At 70.6% G+C, this 21,019-nt stretch carries 20 protein-coding genes; 13 read left to right on the forward strand and 7 right to left on the reverse strand.

Features of this window, described 5'->3' with window-relative positions; translation table 11 throughout:
• Positions 1 to 119 precede the first annotated feature (119 nt).
• The 7 genes from PFX98_RS00085 to PFX98_RS00115 all read left to right on the forward strand — a co-directional run bounded on the left by PFX98_RS00085 (position 120) and on the right by PFX98_RS00115 (position 9,923).
• The gene (locus PFX98_RS00085; RefSeq protein WP_285233125.1) at positions 120 to 3,206 is read left to right on the forward strand and encodes a sensor domain-containing protein; all 3,087 of its coding nucleotides are present in this window, start codon (positions 120 to 122) and stop codon (positions 3,204 to 3,206) included.
• 193 nt (positions 3,207 to 3,399) lie between these two features.
• On the forward strand, positions 3,400 to 4,632 hold the full coding sequence (locus PFX98_RS00090; RefSeq protein ID WP_285233126.1) for an ABC transporter substrate-binding protein: 1,233 nt from the start codon (positions 3,400 to 3,402) through the stop codon (positions 4,630 to 4,632).
• 49 nt (positions 4,633 to 4,681) lie between these two features.
• Positions 4,682 to 5,557, forward strand: a complete 876-nt coding sequence (locus PFX98_RS00095; RefSeq protein ID WP_285233127.1) for a branched-chain amino acid ABC transporter permease — start codon at positions 4,682 to 4,684, stop codon at positions 5,555 to 5,557.
• 4 nt (positions 5,558 to 5,561) lie between these two features.
• Positions 5,562 to 7,496 (forward strand): branched-chain amino acid ABC transporter ATP-binding protein/permease, encoded by a 1,935-nt coding sequence (locus PFX98_RS00100; protein ID WP_285233128.1) that lies wholly within the window; start codon positions 5,562 to 5,564, stop codon positions 7,494 to 7,496.
• 13 nt (positions 7,497 to 7,509) lie between these two features.
• Positions 7,510 to 8,232: an ABC transporter ATP-binding protein gene (locus PFX98_RS00105; protein ID WP_285233129.1), complete on the forward strand. Its 723-nt coding sequence runs from the start codon at positions 7,510 to 7,512 to the stop codon at positions 8,230 to 8,232.
• A 60-nt stretch (positions 8,233 to 8,292) separates the two neighbouring features.
• On the forward strand, positions 8,293 to 9,444 hold the full coding sequence (locus PFX98_RS00110; protein WP_285233130.1) for an aminotransferase class V-fold PLP-dependent enzyme: 1,152 nt from the start codon (positions 8,293 to 8,295) through the stop codon (positions 9,442 to 9,444).
• A complete protein-coding gene (locus tag PFX98_RS00115; protein WP_285233131.1) occupies positions 9,444 to 9,923 on the forward strand; it encodes an OsmC family protein in 480 nt (159 codons plus the stop codon). The genes PFX98_RS00110 and PFX98_RS00115 overlap by 1 nt, the downstream gene beginning before the upstream one ends.
• Here PFX98_RS00115 and PFX98_RS00120 read toward each other — a convergent pair.
• The 6 genes from PFX98_RS00120 to PFX98_RS00145 form a co-directional block, all read right to left on the reverse strand.
• Positions 9,889 to 11,082: an MFS transporter gene (locus PFX98_RS00120; RefSeq protein WP_285233132.1), complete on the reverse strand. Its 1,194-nt coding sequence runs from the start codon at positions 11,080 to 11,082 to the stop codon at positions 9,889 to 9,891. The genes PFX98_RS00115 and PFX98_RS00120 overlap by 35 nt on opposite strands.
• A complete protein-coding gene (locus PFX98_RS00125; protein ID WP_285233133.1) occupies positions 11,075 to 12,439 on the reverse strand; it encodes an NAD(P)-binding domain-containing protein in 1,365 nt (454 codons plus the stop codon). The genes PFX98_RS00120 and PFX98_RS00125 overlap by 8 nt, the downstream gene beginning before the upstream one ends.
• Positions 12,430 to 12,915, reverse strand: a complete 486-nt coding sequence (locus PFX98_RS00130) for a MarR family winged helix-turn-helix transcriptional regulator (protein ID WP_285233134.1) — start codon at positions 12,913 to 12,915, stop codon at positions 12,430 to 12,432. Before PFX98_RS00130 ends, PFX98_RS00125 begins: the two co-directional genes overlap by 10 nt.
• A 126-nt stretch (positions 12,916 to 13,041) precedes the next feature.
• Positions 13,042 to 13,698 carry an aquaporin gene (locus tag PFX98_RS00135; protein ID WP_285233135.1) on the reverse strand — a complete coding sequence of 219 codons (657 nt, stop codon included), beginning with the start codon at positions 13,696 to 13,698 and terminating at the stop codon, positions 13,042 to 13,044.
• Between the two features lie 2 nt (positions 13,699 to 13,700).
• Positions 13,701 to 14,213 carry an arsenate reductase ArsC gene (locus PFX98_RS00140; protein WP_285233136.1) on the reverse strand — a complete coding sequence of 171 codons (513 nt, stop codon included), beginning with the start codon at positions 14,211 to 14,213 and terminating at the stop codon, positions 13,701 to 13,703.
• A gap of 22 nt (positions 14,214 to 14,235) precedes the next feature.
• On the reverse strand, positions 14,236 to 14,571 hold the full coding sequence (locus PFX98_RS00145) for an ArsR/SmtB family transcription factor (RefSeq protein WP_285233137.1): 336 nt from the start codon (positions 14,569 to 14,571) through the stop codon (positions 14,236 to 14,238).
• A 171-nt stretch (positions 14,572 to 14,742) separates the two neighbouring features.
• Here PFX98_RS00145 and PFX98_RS00150 point away from each other — a divergent pair, with 171 nt between their 5' ends.
• From PFX98_RS00150 to arsA, 6 genes are all read left to right on the forward strand, one after another.
• Complete coding sequence (locus PFX98_RS00150; protein ID WP_285233138.1) at positions 14,743 to 15,207, forward strand: hypothetical protein; 465 nt, start codon at positions 14,743 to 14,745, stop codon at positions 15,205 to 15,207.
• Positions 15,208 to 15,296: 89 nt separating this feature from the next.
• The gene (locus PFX98_RS00155; protein WP_285233139.1) at positions 15,297 to 16,418 is read left to right on the forward strand and encodes a sensor histidine kinase; all 1,122 of its coding nucleotides are present in this window, start codon (positions 15,297 to 15,299) and stop codon (positions 16,416 to 16,418) included.
• The gene (locus PFX98_RS00160) at positions 16,418 to 17,488 is read left to right on the forward strand and encodes a histidine kinase (protein WP_285233140.1); all 1,071 of its coding nucleotides are present in this window, start codon (positions 16,418 to 16,420) and stop codon (positions 17,486 to 17,488) included. Before PFX98_RS00155 ends, PFX98_RS00160 begins: the two co-directional genes overlap by 1 nt.
• Positions 17,466 to 18,206, forward strand: a complete 741-nt coding sequence (locus PFX98_RS00165; RefSeq protein WP_285233141.1) for a LytR/AlgR family response regulator transcription factor — start codon at positions 17,466 to 17,468, stop codon at positions 18,204 to 18,206. Before PFX98_RS00160 ends, PFX98_RS00165 begins: the two co-directional genes overlap by 23 nt.
• A 130-nt stretch (positions 18,207 to 18,336) precedes the next feature.
• Complete coding sequence (gene arsD, locus PFX98_RS00170) at positions 18,337 to 18,690, forward strand: arsenite efflux transporter metallochaperone ArsD (RefSeq protein ID WP_285233142.1); 354 nt, start codon at positions 18,337 to 18,339, stop codon at positions 18,688 to 18,690.
• Positions 18,691 to 18,701: 11 nt separating this feature from the next.
• Positions 18,702 to 20,456 (forward strand): arsenical pump-driving ATPase, encoded by a 1,755-nt coding sequence (gene arsA / locus PFX98_RS00175; protein WP_285233143.1) that lies wholly within the window; start codon positions 18,702 to 18,704, stop codon positions 20,454 to 20,456.
• Here the strand turns inward: arsA and PFX98_RS00180 are convergent.
• A complete protein-coding gene (locus PFX98_RS00180) occupies positions 20,453 to 21,007 on the reverse strand; it encodes a hypothetical protein (RefSeq protein ID WP_285233144.1) in 555 nt (184 codons plus the stop codon). The genes arsA and PFX98_RS00180 overlap by 4 nt on opposite strands.
• Positions 21,008 to 21,019 lie beyond the last annotated feature (12 nt).

The following is a 21,019-nucleotide window of genomic DNA, read 5'->3' on the forward strand; positions in this document are numbered from 1 at the left end:
ACCACCACACTGCAGTGTCCGTATGGCCCTAGCATTGGGGGCAAGCGCAACTGATGTGCATCAAGCACGCGCGCTGATTCAGGGAGAAACCGCATGTGGATCTGTCCGCTGCCATCGCGATGAGGCGAGGCCGTTACATCGTCCTGGTGACGGCCAGCTACGCCATGCTGGCACTGGCCTGGATCCTCTTGTCCGACCAGCTGCTGCTGGCGCTGGTGTCGGCCGAGCGCATGGTCTGGCTCTCCAGCGTGAAGGGCCTGTTCTTCGTGGCGGCGAGCGCCGTCTACGTCTACCTGAGCCTGCGCGCGGTGCCGGGCTCGCACACCCCACCCGGCTGGACCCTGCTGGACACGCTGGCCCAGGGCGCCACCGGCGCGCCCATGCGGCGCACGCTGCGCTATCTGTTTGCCACCGCCATCACCCTGGCGATGCTGTGGCTGCAGCAAAGCCTGCAGTTCGAGGTGCAGCGCCCGCGCCTGATCCTCTACATGCTGCCGGTGATACTGAGCGCGCTGATGGGCGGCCTGGGGCCCGGCCTGCTGGCCACCTGCGTGGCGGCACTGGGCGCCGACCTGCTGGCGCCCGTGCCCCTGCACAGCGACCGCGCCAGCCCGCAGGATCGCCTGCAATGGGCCTTTCTGCTGCTCAACGGTGCCCTGGTAAGCCTGCTGAGCGCGCTGCTGCAGCGCTCGCTGGCCAAGCTCGCGCTGAACGCCAGGCTGCTCGATGCCGTGCTCAGCGGCAGCTCCGACGCCGTGTTCGTGAAGGACCGGCAGGGCCGCTATCTGCTGGCCAATGCCGCCGCGGCCGGCTTCGTCGGCAAGCGCGTCGATGAACTGCTGGGCGCCGACGACCTGGCGCTGTTCGACCCCGAGGGCGCCGCCCGGGTGCGGCAGGCGGATGCCGAGATCATGCGGGCGGGCGCGCGGCGCACGCTGGAAGAGCAGGTGCGCACGCAGGACGGCCGCGCGTTGCTGTTCGCCGTCACCAAGGGCCCGGTGCGCGACCAGGAGGGCGAGGTGATCGGCCTGTTCGGCATCTCGCGCGACATCACCGAGCAGCGCCGCCGCGAGACCGAACAGCAGCAGGCCGCCGAGGCGCTGCGCGACCGCGAGCGGCGCCTGGCGCGCGTGCTCGACGGCTCCGACCAGGGCTATTGGGACTGGAATCTGCAGACCCGGCAGTTCCAGGTCAGCGCGCGCTGGGAGACCATGCTGGGCTACCAGCCCGGCGAGATGATCGTGACCGAGGAGCATTGGCCCGAGTTGGTGCACCCCGAGGACCTGCCGCGGGCGCTGGCCTCGATCGAACGCCACCTCAGCGGCGCCTCGCCCCTGCACGAGGTGGAGATACGCTGCAAGGCCAAGTCGGGCGACTGGCGCTGGGTGCTCTCGCGCGGGCGCATCGTCGAGCGCGATGCACAGGGCCGGCCGCTGATGTTCTCGGGCACCCATACCGACGTCAACGAGCGCAAGCGCCACGAGCTGGAGCAGCAGCAGGCCCTGGTGGTGTTCGAGGGCAGCCACGAGGGCATCATGATCGTCAGCCCGGCCCGGCTCATCACCAAGGTCAATCCGGCCTTCAGCCGCATCACCGGCTACAGCGCGCTCGAAGCGGTGGGCCATTCACCCAGGCTGCTGGCCTCGGGCCGGCATGGCCCGAAGTTCTACGAGGCGCTCTGGGACGAGGTGCAGCGCCACGACTTCTGGCGCGGCGAAATCTGGAACCGGCGCAAGAACGGCGAGGTCTATGCCGAGCTGCTATCGATCTCGGTGGTGCGCGACGCCGACGGCCAGGTGAGGCACTACATCGGCGCCTTCTCCGACATCAGCCAGCTCAAGGCCCATGAGGCCGAGCTAGACCGCGTGGCCCATTACGACGTGCTCACCGGCACGCCCAACCGCCGCCTGCTCGCCGACCGGCTGCGCCAGGCCATCCAGCATTGCGCGCGCAGCGGCAAGTCTAGCGCCGTCTGCTTCCTCGACCTGGACGGCTTCAAGGCCGTCAACGACCAGTTCGGCCATGCTGTGGGCGACCAGCTGCTGATCAGCGTGGCGGCCCAGCTGCGCGCCGTGATGCGCGCCGACGACACGCTGGCGCGCCTGGGCGGCGACGAGTTCGTACTGCTGCTCTCCGACATCGGCTCGCCCGAGGAATGCACGCTGATCCTGGACCGCGTGCTGCTGGCCGTGGCAAGGCCGGTGCAGATCGGGCCGCACCGCATCCACACCAGCGCCAGCATCGGCGTGAGCCTCTACCCGGCCGACAACGTCGACGCCGACACCTTGCTGCGCCACGCCGACCAGACCATGGTGCGCGCCAAGGAGGCGGGCAAGAACCGTTACCAGCTCTTCGACCCCGACAGCGATCGCAAGGCGCAGACGCACCGGCAGACGCTGGAGCGACTGCGCCACGCGCTGGAGCATGAGGAGTTCGCGCTCTACTACCAGCCCAAGGTCGACCTGCAGACCGGCGAGGTGATCGGCGTCGAGGCCCTGATACGCTGGCTGCCGCCGGGCGCGCCCATGATCGCGCCGGCCGAGTTCCTGCCGCACATCCATGGCAGCGATCTGGAGGGCGCCTTCGGGGCCTGGGTGCTGCGCGCCGCGGTGGCCCAGGCGGCGGCCTGGCAGCAGGCCGGCGAGGCCGTCAAGGTCAGCGCCAACATCAGCGCCAACCACCTGCTGCAGCCCAGCTTCTTCGATGACCTCCGTAGCGCGCTGGCCGCGCATCCGCAGCTGCCGCCCTCGCAGCTGGAGCTGGAGGTGCTGGAAACCGCCGAGATCGGCGACATGGAGCAGGCCATCGCCATCCTGCAGCGCTGCCGCGAACTGGGCGTGCACTTTGCGCTGGACGATTTCGGCACCGGCTATTCCTCGCTCACCTATCTGCGCAAGCTGCCGGTCGACACGCTCAAGATCGACCAGAGCTTTGTGCGCGACATGCTCAGCGACCCCGACGACCTGGGCATCGTGGAGGGCGTGATCCGGCTCGCCGCGGTGTTCCAGCGCAAGGTCATCGCCGAGGGCGTCGAGACCCTGGAGCATGGTGCCCTGCTGCGCCAGCTGGGCTGCCGCCTGGCCCAGGGCTATGGCATCGCAAGGCCGATGCCGGCCGCGGCCTTCCCGGCCTGGCGCCAGCAATGGCGCGAGCGCGCCATCTGGCTGGAATTGCCGCCGCCGGCCCGGGCCCAGACCGGCCGCTGAGCCCGCTCGCGTCACCTGGGTGACAGCTTCCCGGTACTTACCTGTACGTGGTGCCACGCACGCCGGCGCCGATGCGCTCTGGCATTGTTCGGAGCAGCGCGGCGACGCGGCGGCGCCGGTCCCAGGCCGGCCCGCGCGCGCATGCCGAGCGCCGTTTTCTTCGCACCCTCCCACTCTTCCCGACGAGGCGACCATGAAACACCACACCCCCGCACTGGCCGCGCTGACGCTGGCCCTCTCCATGCACCTGGCCCACGCCGCCGAACCGATCAAGATCGGCGTGTCCGGGCCCTTCACCGGCGGCTCCTCGTCGATGGGCGTGAGCATGCGCGACGGCGTGCGTCTGGCCGCCGAGGAGATCAACAAGGCCGGCGGCGTGCTGGGCCGCCAGCTGCTGCTGGTGGAGCGCGACGACGAGGCCAAGAACGAGCGCGGCGTGCAGATCGCCCAGGAGCTGATCAACAAGGAGAAGGTCGCCGCCACGGTGGGCTTCATCAACACCGGCGTGGCGCTGGCCTCGCAGCGCTTCTACCAGCAGGCCAAGATCCCGGTGATGAACAACGTCGCCACCGGCTCGCTGGTGACGCACCAGTTCGATGACCAGCCCGAGAACTACATCTTCCGCAACGCCGCGCACGACAGCATCCAGGCCCCGATGATCGTGGACGAGGCCATCACCCGCCGCGGCTTCAAGAAGGTGGCGATCCTGGCCGACTCCACCAACTACGGCCAGCTGGGCCGCGCCGACCTCGAGAAGGCGCTGGAGCTCAAGGGCGTGAAGCCGGTGGCGGTGGAGAAGTTCAACATCAAGGACGTCGACATGACGGCCCAGCTGCTCAAGGCCAAGGAGGCCGGCGCCGAGGCGATCCTGACCTATGCGATCGGCCCCGAGCTGGCGCAGATCGCCAACGGCATGACCAAGCTGGGCTGGAAGGTGCCGATGGTGGGCAGCTGGACGCTCTCGATGGCCAACTACATCGACAACGCCGGCCCCGGCGGCGAGGGCGCGCGCATGCCGCAGACCTTCATCCAGGAACCCACCACGCCCAAGCGCCAGAGCTTCATCATCAGCTACCTGAAGACCTTCAACCCGAAGAACGCGCGCATCGACTCGCCCGTCTCGGCGGCGCAGGGCTACGACTCGGTCTACCTGCTGGCCGCGGCCATCAAGCAGGCCGGCGGCACCGAGGGTCCGAAGATCAAGGCCGCGCTGGAGGACCTGAAGACGCCGGTGGAGGGCGTGGTGACGACCTACAACAAGCCCTTCTCCAAGGGCGACCATGAGGCCATCACCGCCAACATCCCGGTGTTCGGCGAGGTCAAGGGCCAGCGCGTGGTCTATGCCTACGAGGCCGATTTCAAGAAGGCCTCGGAAGTGCGCGTCAAGGATGTCAACGCCAAGGGTGCGCTGACGGTCAAGAAGTAAGCCTCCACGCCCGGGCCCCCAGGGTCCGGGCCGTTTTGCGGGACACGCCATGCAAATCCTCACCCAACTGGTGTTCAGCGGCATCGCCCTGGGCATGATTTACGCCGTCATCGCCTTCGGCTACCAGCTCACCTTCGCCACTTCCGACACCCTGAACTTCGGCCAGGGCGAGGCCCTCATGCTGGGCGCCCTGGTGGGCCTGTCGGCGGTCGGCTTCGGCATCAACTACTGGCTGATGATTCCGCTGGTGTGCCTGTTCGGCGCCATCCAGGGCGCGGTGGTGGAACGCATCGGCGTGCGCCCGGCCATCAAGATGAAATCGGAGTTCGGCTGGATCATGTCCACCATCGCGCTGGGCATCATCTTCAAGAACGTGGCCGAGAACGTCTGGGGCCGCGACGATCTCAAGTTCCCCTCGCCCCTGCCCGAGGCGCCGATGCATTTCCTCGGCGCCAACATCCTGCCGATGGAGGTGCTGGTCGTGGTGGGCGCGCTGCTGATGATGCTGTCGGTGGAGTTCTTCAACCGCCGCTCGATCTACGGCAAGGCGGTGGTCGCCACCTTCAACGACCGCGACGCCGCCAAGCTGATGGGCATCAACACCGGCCTGGTGATCACTTTCTCCTACGCCCTGTCCTCGCTCACCGCCGCCTTTGCCGGCGTGCTGATCGCGCCGCTCACGCTCACCGGCGCCACCATGGGCTCGGTGCTGGGCCTGAAGGCCTTTGCGGTGGCCATCATCGGCGGCCTCACCAGCGGCATGGGCATCGTCGTGGGTGGCGTGATCCTGGGCGTGGCCGAGACCACCACCGGCTTCTACATCTCCACCGGCTACAAGGACGTGCCGGGCCTGGTGCTGCTGCTGATCGTGCTGGCGCTGAAGCCGGCCGGCCTGTTCGGCAAGACTGCGATCAAGAAGGTCTGAGCAGATGAAACCGAAATTCCTCATCGCCGCCGGCCTGGCCATCGCCGCCCTCGCGGCCTTTCCGCTCGCCTCCGGCAACCCCTACTACATCCACCTGGTCGAGACCATCATGATCTATGCGATCGTGCTGTTCGGCCTGGACATCGTGGTGGGCTACACCGGCCAGGTCTCGCTGGGCCATGCCGGCCTGTTCGGCATCGGCGCCTATACCGCCGGCGTGCTGGTGCTCAAGCTGGGCGCCTCGATCTGGCTCACCCTGCCGGCCGCGATCGCGCTCACCGCCGCCTTCGGCGCGCTGCTGGCGCTGCCGGCGCTGCGCGTCACCGGCCCCTATCTGGCGATGGTGACGCTGGCCTTCGGCACCATCATCCAGATCCTCATCAACGAGATGAGCTTCCTCACCGAGGGGCCGATGGGCATCACGCTCACCAAGCCCAGCCTGTTCGGCCACCAGCTCGACGAGACCGAGTTCTACTGGGTGGTGGCGGCCATGCTGCTGGCCTCGCTGGTGTTCGTGCACCGCGTGCTGCGCTCGCACCTGGGGCGTGCCTTCGAGGCGCTGCGCGGCAGCCCGGTGGCGTCGGACTGCATGGGCGTCTCGGTCTACCGCTACAAGGTCTATGCCTTCGTCATCAGCGCCGGCCTGGCCGGGCTGGCCGGTGCGCTGTACGCCTACTCCGAGCAGTACATCTCGCCCAACACCTACAACTTCGAGCAGACCGTGCTGTTCCTGCTGGCCATCATCATGGGCGGCCGCAAGACCCGCACCGGCGCGCTGCTGGGCGCGGCCATCATCGTGATGCTGCCCAAGCTGCTGGACGACCTGGAGATGTTCCGCATCGTCTCGGTGCTGCTGGCGCTGATCGTGGCCGTGGCGTCGGCGGTGGCGCTCAAGCGCGGCAAGTCCAGCCTGCAGGCCGCCCTGATCCCGGTGGTGGGCAGCGTGGCGCTGGCGGGCCTCTCGTTCAAGCTGCAGACCATGACGGACTGGCGCCTCTCGGTGTTCGGCCTGATCACGCTGTTCGTCGTCTACTACCTGCAGGACGGCATCGTCGGCTTCGTGCGCAACGCCCTCAATCTGCGCGGCCATGCGGCCAGCGACGCCGACACCGCGGCCCAGTTGCCCGCCGGCGCCGATGCGCTCAGCAAGGCCGGCGGCGCGACCAGCCAGGGCGCCACCCTGCTGGAGGCCAGCAAGGTGCTGATGCAGTTCGGCGGCCTGAAGGCGCTCAACGAGGTGGATCTCTCCATCAAGCGCGGCAGCATCCACGGCCTGATCGGACCCAATGGTTCGGGCAAGAGCACCATGATGAATGTGCTCACCGGCATCTATGTGCCCACCGCGGGCGCGGTGAGCTTTGCCGGCGCGGCACTGGCCGGCCGCACCTCGTCCGACATCGCGCTCTCCGGCATTGCGCGCACCTTCCAGAACGTGCAGCTGTTCGGCGAGATGACGGCGCTGCAGAACGTGCTGGTGGGCCTGCACCACAGCTTCCGCAGCAATCTGCTCGACGTCGCCCTGCATCTGCCGCGCTATCTGCGCGAGAACCACCAGGCCAGCGCGCGCGCCTTCGGCCTCTTGCGCTTCGTCGGCCTGGAGCAGTTGGCCGGCGAGGAGGCGCGCAACCTGCCCTATGGCAAGCAGCGCCTGCTCGAGATCGCCCGCGCGCTGGCGCTCGACCCGCAGCTGCTGCTGCTCGACGAGCCCGCCGCCGGCCTCACCGCGCCCGACATCAAGGAGCTGCTGGCCATCATCCAGAAGATCCGCGAGCACGGCGTCACCGTGATCCTGATCGAGCACCATATGGACGTGGTGATGAGCTTGTGCGACACCGTCTCGGTGCTGGACTTCGGCCAGAAGATCGCCGAGGGCCTGCCCGCCGCGGTGCAGGCGGATGAAAAAGTGATCGAAGCCTACCTGGGCGGCCAGGCGGCCTGAGGGACACACAGCCATGTTGACCATCAAGAACCTCAGCGCCGGCTACGGCAAGGTGCAAGTGCTGCACGGCATTTCCATGGACGTGCCCAAGGGCAAGGTCGTAACCCTGATCGGCTCCAACGGCGCCGGCAAGACCACCACCATGCGCGCCATCTCCGGCATGATCGCGCCCACCGCGGGCGAGATCAGCCTGAACGGCAAGCGCATCGACGGCCAGGAGTCCTACACCATCGCGCGCCAGGGCCTGGCCCATTCGCCCGAGGGCCGGCGCGTGTTCGCCACCATGACGGTGACCGACAACCTGCGCCTGGGTGCCTTCCCGCGCTACACCGGCGCGCGCCCGCGCGGCGATGTGGAGGCCGATCTGCAGCGCGCCATGGAGCTGTTCCCGCGCCTCAAGGAACGCCGCATGCAGCTGGCCGGCACGCTCTCGGGCGGCGAGCAGCAGATGCTGGCGATGGCGCGCGCCACCATGCTCAACCCCGAGGTGGTGCTGCTGGACGAGCCCTCGATGGGCCTGGCGCCCATCCTGGTGGAGGAGGTGTTCCGCATCATCTCCAGGCTCAAGAGCGAGGGCGTGACCATGCTGCTGGTGGAGCAGTTCGCCGCCGCCGCGCTGGGCGTGGCCGACTACGGCTATGTGCTGGAGAACGGCCGCATCTCGCTGCACGGGCCGGCGCACCAGCTGCGCGACGACCCGGCGGTGAAGGCCGCCTACCTGGGCGGCGGGCACTGAGGTTCTTGAGGCGATGCTAAGCTGACCGGCAAGCCGATTGCCCATAAAGAAGGAGTTGCCATGCCCGGACTGCTGCCCCAGGTCGATCCCGACGGCCTGCTGGAATATTCCGTCGTGTTCACCGACCGCGCGCTGAACCATATGTCGCAGAAATTCCAGGGCGTGATGCGCGACATCTCGGCCGTGCTGAAGGAGGTCTACCGGGCGCGTTCGGCCATCGTGGTGCCGGGCAGCGGCAGCTTCGGCATGGAAGCGGTGGCGCGCCAGTTTGCGCATGGCAAGAAGACCCTGGTGCTGCGCAATGGCTGGTTCAGCTACCGCTGGACGCAGATTTTCGAGGCCGGCCAGATCCCCGCCGAGCAGCTGGTGCTGAAGGCGCGCCGCGCCGCGCCGGGCGCGCAGGCGCCGTTCGCACCAGCCCCGAACGACGAGGTGGTGGCCACCATCCAGGCCCAGCGCCCCGCGCTGGTGTTCGCCCCGCATGTGGAGACCGCCGCCGGCATGCTCTTGCCCGACGACTACCTGCGCGCGGTGGCCGACGCGGCCCACGCGGTGGGCGCGCTGTTCGTGCTGGACTGCATCGCCTCGGGTGCGCTCTGGGTCGACATGCAGGCCACAGGCGTCGACGTGCTGATCAGCGCGCCGCAAAAGGGCTGGAGCGGCTCGCCCTGCTGCGCCTTCGTGATGCTGAGCGAGCGCGCCCATGCCGCCATCGCCACCACCACCAGCTCGAGCTTCGCGATGGATCTGAAGAAATGGCTGCAGATCATGGAGGCCTATGAGGGCGGCGGCCATGCCTACCACGCCACCATGCCCACCGATGCGCTGACCGCCACGCGCGACGTGATGCTGGAGACGCGTGCCTATGGCTTCGAGCGCCTGCGCCAGGAGCAGCTGGCGCTGGGCCGCCAGGTGCGCGCGCTGCTGGAGTCGCGCGGCTTTGCCAGCGTGGCCGCGGCGGGCTATCAGGCGCCGGGCGTGGTGGTGAGCTACACCACGCTGGACGGCCTGCACAACGGCAAGTCCTTCCTCGCCGAGGGCATCCAGAGCGCCGCCGGCGTGCCGCTGCAATGCGACGAGGGGGCGGACTTCAAGAGCTTCCGCATCGGCCTGTTCGGCCTCGACAAGCTGCACGCGCCCGAGCGCAGCGTGGCGACGCTGGCGCAGGCGCTGGACCGCATGCTCGGGGCCGCTGAGCAGAAGGCCGCCTGATGTCGCACTACACCGCCCTGGTCGAATGGCAGCGCGCCGCGGAGGCGCGCTTCAACGACAACCGCTACTCGCGCGCGCACCGCTGGAGCTTCGATGGCGGTGCCATCGTGCCCGCCTCCAGCTCGCCCCAGGTGGTGCGCCTGCCCTTCTCCGACGCCAGCGCCGTCGACCCCGAGGAAGCCTATGTGGCCGCGCTCTCCAGCTGCCACATGCTGTGGTTCCTGAGCCTGGCGGCGCGCGACGGCTATGTGGTGGACAGCTACCGCGATGCCGCCGAGGGCCTGATGGCGCACAACACCGCCGGCAAGGAAGTCATGACCGATGTGACGCTCAAGCCCGCCATCGCCTTCAGCGGCAGCAAGGCCCCCAGCGATGCCGAGCTGGCGCGCCTGCACCACGAGGCGCATGAGAGCTGCTACCTCGCCAATTCCGTGCGCACCGAGATCAGGGTGGCGGGGACCTGGAGCCACCAGCCCTGAGCAGCAGCAGGGCCGCGGTGGCCAGCAGGCCCAGCCCGGCCGACAGCCACAGCGCGGCCGCGCCCCAGGCGTCCAGGCACAGACCGAACAGCCAGGGCGCGAGCGCCTGTGCCACGCGCGCCGGCGCCATCATCAGGCCCTGCCGCCGGCCATAGCCCTGCGGCCCGAACAGCGCCAGCGGCAAGGTGCCCTTGACGATGGTGAGGATGCCGTTGCCGCCGCCGTGCAGCAGGCCGAACAGCGCGGCCAGCGGCGCACCGAAGACGGCCAGCGCGATCGCACCGAGCGGATGCAGGGCGGCCGCCAGCCGCGCCACCCAGAGCGGATGGACGCGGCGCAGCAGGCCATATTCCAGCAGCCGCGCGCCCACCTGGGCCGGGCCGATCAGCGCGCCCACCGCCACCGCCGCGGCCAGGGTGCTGCCGCTGGCCTGCAACAGCCGCGGCAGGTGCGCCGCCATGGCGGTGCTGATGAAACCGGCGATGGCGAACACCAGGGCCAGCAGGGCCGCGGTGCGCAGGCCGGCGCCTGCCGGCTCGGCAGCGCTTGCGCCCTCCGCCCGCGTGCCCTGCTCGCTCGCCGGCGACGCCACTGCGGGCAGCCAGGCATTCAGGGGCAGGCCGATCAGCAGATGCAGGGCCGCCCAGCCAAAGCAGGCGCCGCGCCAGCCCCACAGCTGCTCCATCAGCGTGCTGAGCGGCCAGCCCAGGGTGCTGGCAAAGCCGGCGATCAGGGTGATGCCGGTGATGGCATTGCGCGCCCCCTGGCCGTACAGCCGCACCAGCGCCGCGAACGCGGCCTCGTACAGGCCCGCGCCCATCGCCAGGCCCAGCAGCAGCCAGGCGGCGAACAGGCCCGCCGCGCCCTGCGCCAGCCCCAGCGCCGCCAGGCCCAGCGCGAACAGCACGCTGGTGGCCATCAGCACCGGCCGGCCGCCGCGGCGGTCGATGGCACGGCCGGCCCAGGGCCCCAGCAGGGCCGATACCACCAGGGCCAGCGAGAAGGCCGCGAACACCGTGGCCGGCGTCACGCCCAGCGCGCGCGACATCGGCGTGGCCAGCATCGCGGGCAGGTAGTAGGACGAGGCCCAGGCCAGGGTCTGGGCCGCGCCCAGGCTCAGCACCGTGGCGCTGCGGGCCGCGGCCGGCGGCTCAGCCACAGCAGCGCGCCGCAGCGGCCTTGGGCGCCGCAGCGCAGCAGGATTGCGCCGGCGCCGTGGCTGCTGCCGATGACGAGGGCGGCGCCTCGCCCGCGCTGCAGACGCCGGTTTCCGGCAGGTCCAGCTCCACCCGGTCGGCGGCCTCGAAGTCCCCTGCCAGCGCCGCCACCACCGAGCGCGCCTGCTCGAAGCCGGTGGCCATCAGGAAGGTGGGCGCGCGGCCATAGCTCTTCACGCCCAGGGTGTAGAGGCCGGGCTCGGGATGGGCCAGCTCGCGGTGCCCATGCGGGCGCACCGTGCCGCAGCTGTGCAGGTTCGGGTCGATCAGCGGGCCCAGCGCCGCGGTCGATTCCAGCCAGGGGTCCAGCCTGACGCGCAGCTCGCTGGCCAGGCGCAGGTCGGGGCGCTGCCCGGTGGCGCAGATGATCTCGTCGAAACCGTCCAGCTGCAGCGCCCCGCCCTGCGCCTGGCTGCCCAGCACGCTGAGCTTGCCCTCCACCCGGCGCAGCTCGGCGATGCGCAGCCCGCTGATGAACTCCAGCGCGCCGCTGGCCTGCAGCGCCTGCAGCGCCGTGCCCAGCTGGCCGCGCGCCGGCAGCGCGTCGGCCGCACCGCCGCCGAACACGCGTTTCAGCGCGGGCGAGCGCACGCCCCAGGCCAGGCGCGTGCCCGGCACCTGCTGCGCCAGTTCGGCCAGCGCCAGCAAGGCATTGGCGGCCGAGTGCCCGGCCCCCACCACCAGGGTGCGTTTGCCGGCATAACGCGCACACTGCGTACCCAGCACATCGGGAATGCCGTAGTGGATCTGCGCCGCCGCCGCGGCCTCGCCCAGCGCCGGCAGGCCGCCGGCGCCCAGCGGGTTGGGCTGGCCCCAGGTGCCGGTGGCATCGATCACCGCGCGGGCGCGGATCTCCAGCGGCCGGCCGCCCTGCTCGGCGCGGATCACGAAGGGCGCGTGCTCGCGGCCGGCGCTCTTGACCTTGTCGAAACCCTCGCGGCTGATGGCCGTCACGCGGGTGTTGAGGCGCAGGCCGCGCGCCACCTCGGGCAGGGCGGCAAAGGGCTTGAGCACGCGCTCCACCACCTCGCCCGCCAGCGGCAGGGCCTCGGCGTCGGGCGCCTGCCAGCCGCTGGCGGCCAGCTGCCTGGCCATCTGGGCATCGATGTTGTAGCGCCAGGGCGAGAACAGGCGCACATGGCCGTAGTCCAGCAGATGCGCGCCCACGCTCGGCGCGGCCTCCAGCGCCACAAAGGGCAGGCCGCGCGCGATCAGCTGCGCCACCGCGGCCAGCCCCACCGGGCCGGCCCCCAGCACCGCCACCGGCAGCGCTGCATTCGATTGATTCGTCAGGGACATGATGTCGATTCCTTCTTGGCCGTGGGCGGCAGGCAGCAATTGGCTGCGGTATCCGCCTGCAGGGCCTTCAAGAGCAAGAGCAGGGAACTCTCCACCGCCGCCCGCTCGCGCTCGTCGAGCGCGCCCAGCAGGTCTTCGGCATGGGTGTCGAGGGTCTTGTTCAGTTCACGCGTGGTGCGTTCGCCGTCGGCGGTGAGCGTGACGAGCCAGCTCCTTGCGTCGCTCGGGTTCGGCTCCTTGCTCACCCAGCCACGCGCGGCCATGCCCTCCACCGCACGCGACACCCAGCTCTTCTCCAGGCTCAGGCGGGTGCCGAGTTCCGAGAGCGGCAGCGGGCCGGAACGCGCCAGCTCGGTGAGCAGATGGCACTGGGTGCTGGTGGTGCGGCAGCAATCGGCGACGACGCGCTGGGCGCGCGTGTACAGGCGCGCCACTTCGCGCAGCAGGCTGCCGGGCGCGGCGTTCTTGGCATTCATAGGGCGGCGCAACTGGTGGTGTATAGCAACTAGTGAAACGCACGATAGGCTTCGCTTTAGAGGTTGTCAATAGCAACTACTTGGCTCAAAGAAACGGGGCCGGGCCCCGTCGCATGCCGGCCGCCCTCAGGCCCGCTGCGCCCCCAGCAGGCGATGCACGCCCAGCGCCAGCCCGGCACCGGCCAGCTCGGCCAGCACAAAGCCCGGCGCGCTGGCCGGGGCGATGCCGGCAAAGCTGTCGCTGAAGAGGCGGCCGAACACCGCGGCTGGGTTGGCGAAGGAGGTGGAGGCGGTGAACCAGTAGGCCGCGCCGATATAGCAGGCCACCATCGCCGCCACCCGCTCGGCCGGTGCGCGCAGGATCACCAGCAGCAGGCCGAAGGTCGCCACGCCTTCCGCGATCCACTGGCCCTGGCCGCCGCGCAGCTTGGCGGAGAACTGCAGGACCGGCATCTCGAACATCGCATGCGCCAGCCAGGCGCCCAGCATGGCACCCAGCAGCTGCGCCGCCACATAGGGCAGCAGCTGGCCGCGCGGCAAGGCGCCGCGCAGCGCCATCACCAGCGAGACGGCCGGGTTGAAATGGGCGCCGCTGAGCGGGCCGAGCAGCTCGATCAGCACATAGAGCCCGCCCACCGTGGCCAGGGTGTTGGCGAGCAGCGCGATCGCCACATTGCCGCCGGCCAGGCGCTCGGCCATGATGCCCGAGCCGATCACCACCGCCAGCAGCAGGGCCGTGCCCAGGGTTTCGGCCAAGAGCTTTCGGGAAAAAGGGACCGTCATGCTCAGCTCTTCGCGATCTGCTCGAGCGCGGCCTTCAGCTCGGCCGGGCTCAGGCTGGCGAGCGGCAGCGCCAGCAGCTGCAGCATGCGGTAGCCGATCGCCTGGCGCGTCAGCTCGAAGGCGCGCTGCTTGCCGGCGTCGCCGCCCTCGGCATTCGACGGGTCGGGGTAGCCCCAGTGCACCTTGACCGGCTGCCCGCCATCCCGATTCGCGCCGAAGAACACCGGGCAGGCCTCGGCCGCGGCGCTGTCGCAGACGGTGATGACGATGGACAGCGGCGGCGCGTCCGGCGTGGTGAATTCGTCCCAGCTCTTGCTGCGGTAGCCCGCCACCTCGACGCCGGCCTGGCTCAGCGCCTCCAGCGCGAAGGGGTTGAGGCGGCCGCTGGGCGCGCTGCCGGCGCTGTGGGCGCGCACATCCTGGCCCAGCCTGGCGGCCAGATGGTTGAGCATGCCCTCGGCGAGCACGCTGCGGGCGGAGTTGTGGGTGCAGAGAATCAGTACGTGGGTGGTCATGGTCGATGCGGGCGTCGTTGTTTCAGCAGGCGCAGGACTTGGTGGCAGTCCGGATTTCAGGGCTGAGGCAGGCCTCGCCCTGACAGCAGTTCTCGGTCAGATAGGCCAGCAGCGCGTTCATCTGCTCGAAGGCGGCGCGGTAGACCAGGTTGCGGCCCAGCCGCTCCTGGCTCACCAGGCCGGCATTGGCCAGTTCCTTGAGGTGGAAGGACAGTGTGGCGGCCGGCAGCTCCAGCGCCTCGGCCAGCGCGCCGGGCGTGAGCCCCTCCTGCCCCGCCACCACCAGCAGGCGGAACACCTTGAGCCGGTGGCTTTGCGCCAGCGCGGCGAGGGCACGGATGATCTGGGCTTCGTCCATTGTTTTATCTTTCCAGTTTTGTGGAAGTATAAGCAAAAAAACCGGGCCGGCGGGCATCCGTCGGCCGAAATACGGGCTTCGCCGGGCCGATGGCGGCGCCCGTCCGGTGGCGCTGGGAAGGCCGGATCGCGGGCACTAGCCTGTCTCCATGGCCATCAGCAGGAGACCGCCATGAGCAGCATGTTCCCAGCCAAGACCGCATGGCTTGTCGCCATGCTCGTGTGCGGCGCCAGCACGGCGGCCGGCGCCCAGGGCAGCGAAGCCCTGCCGGCCAGCGCGCCGGCAGGGCTGCAGCGCGTCGAGGTCAGCGGCGGCCAGTCGGTCAGCATGCGCCACGATGTGCACATCGCCTGCCCCGGCATCGCCGAGGCGCTGGAGCACTCGCTGGCCGAGACCGTGCGCATGCTGGGCCAGGAGGGCCTGGTGAGGGTGGAGTTCAGGCTGGGCGGCGACCGCGTGCGCAACGTCACGCCCAGCGGCGGGCCGCGCCAGTACGCCAGCCAGATCCGCCGCGCGGTGCGGGCCCTGCATTGCAGCAATGGCGGCCGCGAGGAGTCGTTCGCCTTCGCGATCCGCTTCGAACAGGCCACCGAGCAGGCCGCGCCGCAGCGCCTCGCAGTGCTGAGCCTGCCCTGAGCCGAGCGGGCCCGGTGGCGCGCTTGCCAAAGCCGCCGCGGCGGGTCGATGATGGTGCGGGCGGCGCCGCCGCACAAAGGAGCCTCGCCGTGGAAACTGCCGCCATGCCGCCGCGGACCAGCCTCCTCCGCCAGATCGGACGCGGCGCGCTGATCTGCCTGGGCCTGGGGCTGGCGGCCGCCGTGCTGGCGGTGCTGGGGCGCCTGCAGTGGGACCACGCGGCAAGCATCGCGCAGCTCAACGCCACCTTCTGGTCCATGGGCCTGCTGCAGCTCTGCATCTACGCGGCCATGCTGCTGCTCACCGCGCTGGGCCAGCACCGCCTGCCGGCGCGCGGCTGGCGGCGCTGGACGGGCCTGGGCGCGCTGGTGCTGGCCAACACCGCGGTCGGCTGGGCGCTGTTCGTGGCGGGCTTCTGCCCTGGCCAGCGGCTGCTGGGCGTCGAGCCCGTCTTGCACCAATGCCGCAGCGGCGTATTCCCGGCCGACTGGGTTCCCGTCATGCTGGCCCGGCAGCTGCAATTCGCCCTCTTGTTCGTGGGGCTGAGCGAATGCCTGGCGCGCAGCCGCAACGCCGCCGCCGCCCTGCATGCGGCCGGCCTGCGCCGGCTCAGGCTGGCGGCCGAGCTGGACGCCGCGCAGGCCCAGCTGCTGCAAGCGCAGATCGAACCGCATTTCCTCTTCAACACCCTGGCCAATGTGCGGCGCCTGCTGCGCACCGAGCCGGCCGCCGCCGCCACCATGCTGGCCGACCTGCTGCGCTATCTGGAGCAGGCCTTGCCGCAGCTGCGCGAGCAGGACCAGACGCTGGCCAGCGAGGCCGAACTGGTGCGCGCCTACCTGGCCGTGCAGGGCGTGCGCATGGGCGCGCGGCTGCGCTATGAGATCGCCGTGCCCGCCGGCCTGGCCCAGGCCAGGGTGCCGGCCATGCTGCTGCTGACCCTGGTCGAGAACGCGCTCAAGCACGGCTTGCAGCCGCTCGCCGAGGGCGGGCTGATCCAGATCGGCGCCAGCCAGGCCGAGGGCGTGCTGACCCTCACCGTGGCCGACACCGGCCGCGGCATGGGCGAGGGCAGCGGCCACGGCATGGGGCTGGCAAACATCCGGGCGCGGCTGCGCGCCCTCTATGGCGCCCGCGCCGGCCTGTCGCTGCGCCTGAACGAGCCGCGGGGCCTGTGCGCCACCGTCACCTTGCCCGGGGTGGGGGCGTGATGCGGGCGCTGCGCGCCGCCCTGCCGGGCGCGGCGGCCCTGGCCGCCCTGGCCGAGGTGCTGCACAGCTGGCGCTGGCGGCACAGCCTGCTGGGCCTTGCCATCGGCCTGGCGCATATCGCGCTGGGCCCGGGCGGCAGCATGCTGCTGTGGCCCATCGAGGCCGACAAGCATTACCCCTCGGCCCTGCTGCACTACGTGCTGCTGTTCGGCCTGCCGCTGGTGCTGGCGGTGCGCCTGGCCGACCGCGCGGTGGATCGCGGCGCCGCCGGTTGGCGGGCCTATGGGCTGGCGGTGCTGGCGGTGGCGCTGCTGGGCAGCTGGGGCGGCTGGGCGCTGCAGCTGAGCATCTGGGCGGGCGCGCTCTCGACCCAGACACGCAACGCCTGGCTGGCGCTGGCCGTGGCCATGTTGCACGCCATGGGCGTGACCGCCTATGCCCATGCGCGCCAGGCCGGGCAGGCGCTGGCGCGGCTGCGTGCCGCCGAACTCGAGCGCGCGCAACAGGCGCGGCAGTTGCAGTTGCAGCGCCTGCTGGCGCTGCAGGCGCGCATCGAGCCCGCCTTGCTGTTCCACGCGCTGCGCCGCATCCTGGACCTGTCGCGCCACGATGCCGCCGCCGCCGATGCCCTGCTGGCCGACCTGAACGAGCTGCTGCGCGCCCTGCTGCCCGGCGCTGATGCCGGGCTCAGCACGCTGGGGCGCGAATGCGCCCTGCTGCAAGCCTATGCGCGAGTCAGCGCGGGCCTGCGCCTGCGCGTGACGCTCGCGCAGGCCGACGCCGGCATCGCGCTGGCGCCGATGCTGCTGCTGCCCATGCTGCGCGCGCTGGAAGGCGCCGTGGGGCACGGTCAGGACTATGCGCTGAGCGCCGCACCCGCCGGCGCGGGGCTGCGCATCCACCTGGCGACCGCGGGCGGCGCCACCCATGGCGAACCGGCGCTGCAGGAGCTGCGCGAGCGCCTGGCCGGCCTCTACGCCCAGGCCGGCCGCCTGCGCCTGCTGCCGGGCCCGGGCAGCGCCCTGGAACTCGAACTACCCTTGCAGCATGACGCGCGCACTCATCGCTGAGGACGAAGCCCTGCTCTGCGCGGAGCTGCGCGAGGAGCTGGCGCGCGTCTGGCCGGAGCTGGAGATCTGCGCCCTCGCCCATGACGGCCATGCCGCCTACCGCGCCATCGAGCAGCAGGCGCCCGAGGTGCTGTTTCTCGACGTGGAACTGCCCGGCCTCAGCGGCCTGGAGCTGGCCAGGCTGGCCGGCCGGCGCGCCCACATCGTCTTCATCACCGCCTTCGGCCATTACGCGCTGCAGGCCTTCGAGGAGGGGGTGGTGGACTATCTGCTCAAGCCGCTGGACGTGGCACGCCTGGCGCGCGCGGTGCAGCGCCTGCGCGACCGCCTCGGCCAGACCCCGGCCGACCTGGCCGGGCTGCTGCAGCGCGCCCGCACACCGGCGGTGGCCGAGCCGCTGCGCTGGATCAGCGTGCTGCAGGGCCGCGACATCCGCCTCATCACGGTCGACGACATCTGCTATTTCCGCGCCGACAGCAAGTACGTAGCGGTGGTCACCGTCGACGGCGAGGCCCTCATCAGCACGCCGCTCAAGGAGCTGCTCGCCAAGCTGGATCCGGCCGTATTCTGGCAGGTGCACCGCGGCACCGTGGTCAATCTGAACGCCGTCCACAGCCTCAGCCGCGGCAGCGACGGGCACCTGACCCTCAACCTCAAGCAACGCCCCGAGGCCCTGCCGGTCGGCAGCAGCTACGCGCAGCGCTTTCGCCATCTGTAGGCACCGGGGGCGGCGGCACGCGCTTGCGTTATATTTCCACAACAATGGAATTATTGATCCGCCGCAAGCCGGTCGCGCCGGGCAGCGGCGAGACTGGCTGCACCACCCCCACAAGCTTGAGGAGCCCGCCATGCGCCAATTGCAGATCTACGACCCGGCCCTGTGCTGCAGCAGCGGCGTTTGCGGCGCCGAGGTCGACGCCCGGCTGCTGCAGGCCAGCGCCGACATCGACTGGGCGCGCAACGCCGGCGCCCGCATCGAACGCTTCAACCTGGCCAGCGAGCCGCTCGCCTTCGCCCAGCAGGCCGAGGTGAAGGCCTGGCTGGAACGCGCCGGCCAGGACGCCCTGCCCCTCACCCTGCTGGACGGCCAGCTGATGCTGGCGGGCCGCTATCCGAGCCGGCAGCAGCTGGCGCAGTGGCTGGGCTTGCCCCTGGCCGCACCCGAAAACACCTGCTGCAGCGGCGGTAGCTGCTGCGCCTGAGGCCCGCCACCATGCAGATGCTTGAAAACCTGCCGCGCTTTGCCTTCTTCACCGGCAAGGGCGGCGTGGGCAAGACCTCGCTGGCCTGCGCGGCGGCGCTGCAGCTGGCCGACGCCGGCAAGCGCGTGCTGCTGGTCAGCACCGATCCGGCCTCCAATGTGGGCCAGGTGTTCGGCCTCGCCATCGGCAACACCATCACGCCGATCGCGGCGGTGCCGCGCCTGTGGGCCATCGAGATCGACCCGCAGGCCGCCGCCCAGGGCTACCGCGATCGCATCGTCGGCCCGGTGCGCGGCGTGCTGCCCACCGAGGTGGTGAAGGGCATCGAGGAACAGCTGTCCGGCGCCTGCACCACCGAAATCGCCGCCTTCGACGAGTTCACCGGCCTGCTCACCGACCCGGCGCTCAGCGAGCGCTTCGAGCATGTGCTGTTCGACACCGCGCCCACCGGCCACACCATCCGCCTGCTGCAGCTGCCGGGCGCCTGGAGCAGCTTTCTGGAGGCCGGCCAGGGCGATGCCTCCTGCCTGGGGCCGCTGGCCGGGCTGGAGAAGCAGCGTGCCCAATATGCCGCCGCGGTGGCGGCCCTGGCCGACCCGGCGCGCACGCGCCTGGTGCTGGTGGCGCGCGCCCAGGCCTCGGCGCTGCGCGAGGTGGCACGCACCCATGAGGAGCTGCAGCGTGTCGGCATGCAGCGCCAGTTCCTCGTCATCAACGGCGTGATGCCGGCGGCCGAGGCCGAGCGCGACGCGCTCGCCGCCGCCATCGTGCGGCGCGAGCAGGCAGCGCTGGCGGCCATGCCGGCGGCCTTGCGGGATCTGCCCTGCGAGCAGCTGCCGCTCAAGCCCTTCGATCTGGTCGGCCTGGAGGCGCTGCGCAGCTTCTTCGACGCCAACGCGCCGCTGCCGGCCCTTGCGTCAATGCCGCCCTTGCCACCGGCCAGCCTGGCCGCACTGGTGGACGAGCTGGCCGCCGGCGGCCACGGCCTCATCATGCTGATGGGCAAGGGCGGCGTGGGCAAGACCACGCTGGCCGCCGCCGTGGCGGTGGCGCTGGCGCAGCGCGGCCTGCCGGTGCACCTGAGCACCTCGGACCCGGCCGCCCACCTGACGGAAACGCTCAGCGGCCAGCTCGAGCATCTGCGCGTCAGCCGCATCGATCCGCAGGCCGAGACCCTGCGCTACCGCGAGCAGGTGTTGGCCAGCAAGGGCAAGAACCTGGACGCGCCGGGGCGCGCCCTGCTGGAGGAGGACCTGCGCTCGCCCTGCACCGAGGAGATCGCGGTGTTCCAGGCCTTCTCGCGCATCATCCGCGAGGCCGGCCGCCAGTTCGTGGTGATGGACACCGCGCCCACCGGCCACACCCTGCTGCTGCTGGACGCCACCGGCGCCTACCACCGCGAGATCGCGCGCCAGATGCAGGGCCGCGGACAAGGCATCCACTTCACCACGCCGATGATGCAGCTGCAGGACCCGGCGCGCACCAAGGTCATGATCGTCACCCTGGCGGAGGACACGCCGGTGCAGGAGGCCGCCCAGCTGCAGGCCGATCTGCAACGCGCCGGCATCACGCCCTGGGCCTGGGTGATCAATATGAGCGTGGCGGCGGCGCCCGCCTGCCACTCCACCCTGTTGCAGCAGCGCGCCCTCAAGGAGCGCGCGCAGATTGAAAAGGTGGCGCAGCAGCATGCGGCACGCCACGCCATCGTGCCCTTGCAGGCCGAGGAACCGGTGGGCGTGGAACGCCTGGCCGCGCTGGCGACTTAGCTCTTGCCGAACTTGGCCTTGGCCGCGCTGATGCAGCCGGCCTTGGCGTCACCCGCCATGGCCTCGCATTTCTCGGCCGCGACCTTGTAGTCGGCGTCGCGCTTTTCGTCCAAGGCCTCGACCTTGGCTTCGACGATGCGCTTGCTCAGCTTGGCGTCGGCCAGGGCCTTGGTCTCGACCGCCTTGGCCTCCTTGCGGCAGACATCGCGGGCATTGCCGGCCTGGTCATCGCAACGCTCCTTGGCCACCGCGTAGGCGGCCTCGGCGCGCGCCACCTCCAGCTTGGTCCAGTCTTCCTGCTTGCCGCTGTAGTTGTACGCCAGCTCGTGCTTGGCGATCTTTTCCTTCGCCCGCGCCTGTTCGACGCAGACGTCCTTGGCATTGCCGGCCTGGCTGGCGCAGGCGGCCTTGTCGATCTTGTAGTCGGCGCTGACCTTGTCCTTGGCGCTGCCGTATTCGAGCTTGCTGAGCGCCGTGGCCTGGGCCATCGGTGCCAGCAGCAGGGTGGTGGCCAGGGCCAGCGAGGTCTTGAGCATGGTGATGTGGTTCATGGTGTTCCTAGG

This window comes from Paucibacter sediminis (assembly GCF_030254645.1).
Classification (GTDB): domain Bacteria; phylum Pseudomonadota; class Gammaproteobacteria; order Burkholderiales; family Burkholderiaceae_C; genus Paucibacter_B; species Paucibacter_B sediminis.

Excerpts from the sequence above, each read along its gene's own strand:
- PFX98_RS00085 (WP_285233125.1), top strand. The coding sequence starts at position 120 with ATGAGGCGAGGCCGTTACATCGTCCTGGTGACGGCCAGCTACGCCATG.
- PFX98_RS00090 (WP_285233126.1), top strand. The coding sequence starts at position 3,400 with ATGAAACACCACACCCCCGCACTGGCCGCGCTGACGCTGGCCCTCTCC.
- PFX98_RS00095 (WP_285233127.1), top strand. The coding sequence starts at position 4,682 with ATGCAAATCCTCACCCAACTGGTGTTCAGCGGCATCGCCCTGGGCATG.
- PFX98_RS00100 (WP_285233128.1), top strand. The coding sequence starts at position 5,562 with ATGAAACCGAAATTCCTCATCGCCGCCGGCCTGGCCATCGCCGCCCTC.
- PFX98_RS00105 (WP_285233129.1), top strand. The coding sequence starts at position 7,510 with ATGTTGACCATCAAGAACCTCAGCGCCGGCTACGGCAAGGTGCAAGTG.
- PFX98_RS00110 (WP_285233130.1), top strand. The coding sequence starts at position 8,293 with ATGCCCGGACTGCTGCCCCAGGTCGATCCCGACGGCCTGCTGGAATAT.
- PFX98_RS00115 (WP_285233131.1), top strand. The coding sequence starts at position 9,444 with ATGTCGCACTACACCGCCCTGGTCGAATGGCAGCGCGCCGCGGAGGCG.
- PFX98_RS00125 (WP_285233133.1), bottom strand. The coding sequence starts at position 12,439 with ATGTCCCTGACGAATCAATCGAATGCAGCGCTGCCGGTGGCGGTGCTG.
- PFX98_RS00130 (WP_285233134.1), bottom strand. The coding sequence starts at position 12,915 with ATGAATGCCAAGAACGCCGCGCCCGGCAGCCTGCTGCGCGAAGTGGCG.
- PFX98_RS00135 (WP_285233135.1), bottom strand. The coding sequence starts at position 13,698 with ATGACGGTCCCTTTTTCCCGAAAGCTCTTGGCCGAAACCCTGGGCACG.
- PFX98_RS00140 (WP_285233136.1), bottom strand. The coding sequence starts at position 14,213 with ATGACCACCCACGTACTGATTCTCTGCACCCACAACTCCGCCCGCAGC.
- PFX98_RS00145 (WP_285233137.1), bottom strand. The coding sequence starts at position 14,571 with ATGGACGAAGCCCAGATCATCCGTGCCCTCGCCGCGCTGGCGCAAAGC.
- PFX98_RS00150 (WP_285233138.1), top strand. The coding sequence starts at position 14,743 with ATGAGCAGCATGTTCCCAGCCAAGACCGCATGGCTTGTCGCCATGCTC.
- PFX98_RS00160 (WP_285233140.1), top strand. The coding sequence starts at position 16,418 with ATGCGGGCGCTGCGCGCCGCCCTGCCGGGCGCGGCGGCCCTGGCCGCC.
- PFX98_RS00165 (WP_285233141.1), top strand. The coding sequence starts at position 17,466 with ATGACGCGCGCACTCATCGCTGAGGACGAAGCCCTGCTCTGCGCGGAG.
- arsD (WP_285233142.1), top strand. The coding sequence starts at position 18,337 with ATGCGCCAATTGCAGATCTACGACCCGGCCCTGTGCTGCAGCAGCGGC.
- arsA (WP_285233143.1), top strand. The coding sequence starts at position 18,702 with ATGCAGATGCTTGAAAACCTGCCGCGCTTTGCCTTCTTCACCGGCAAG.
- PFX98_RS00180 (WP_285233144.1), bottom strand. The coding sequence starts at position 21,007 with ATGAACCACATCACCATGCTCAAGACCTCGCTGGCCCTGGCCACCACC.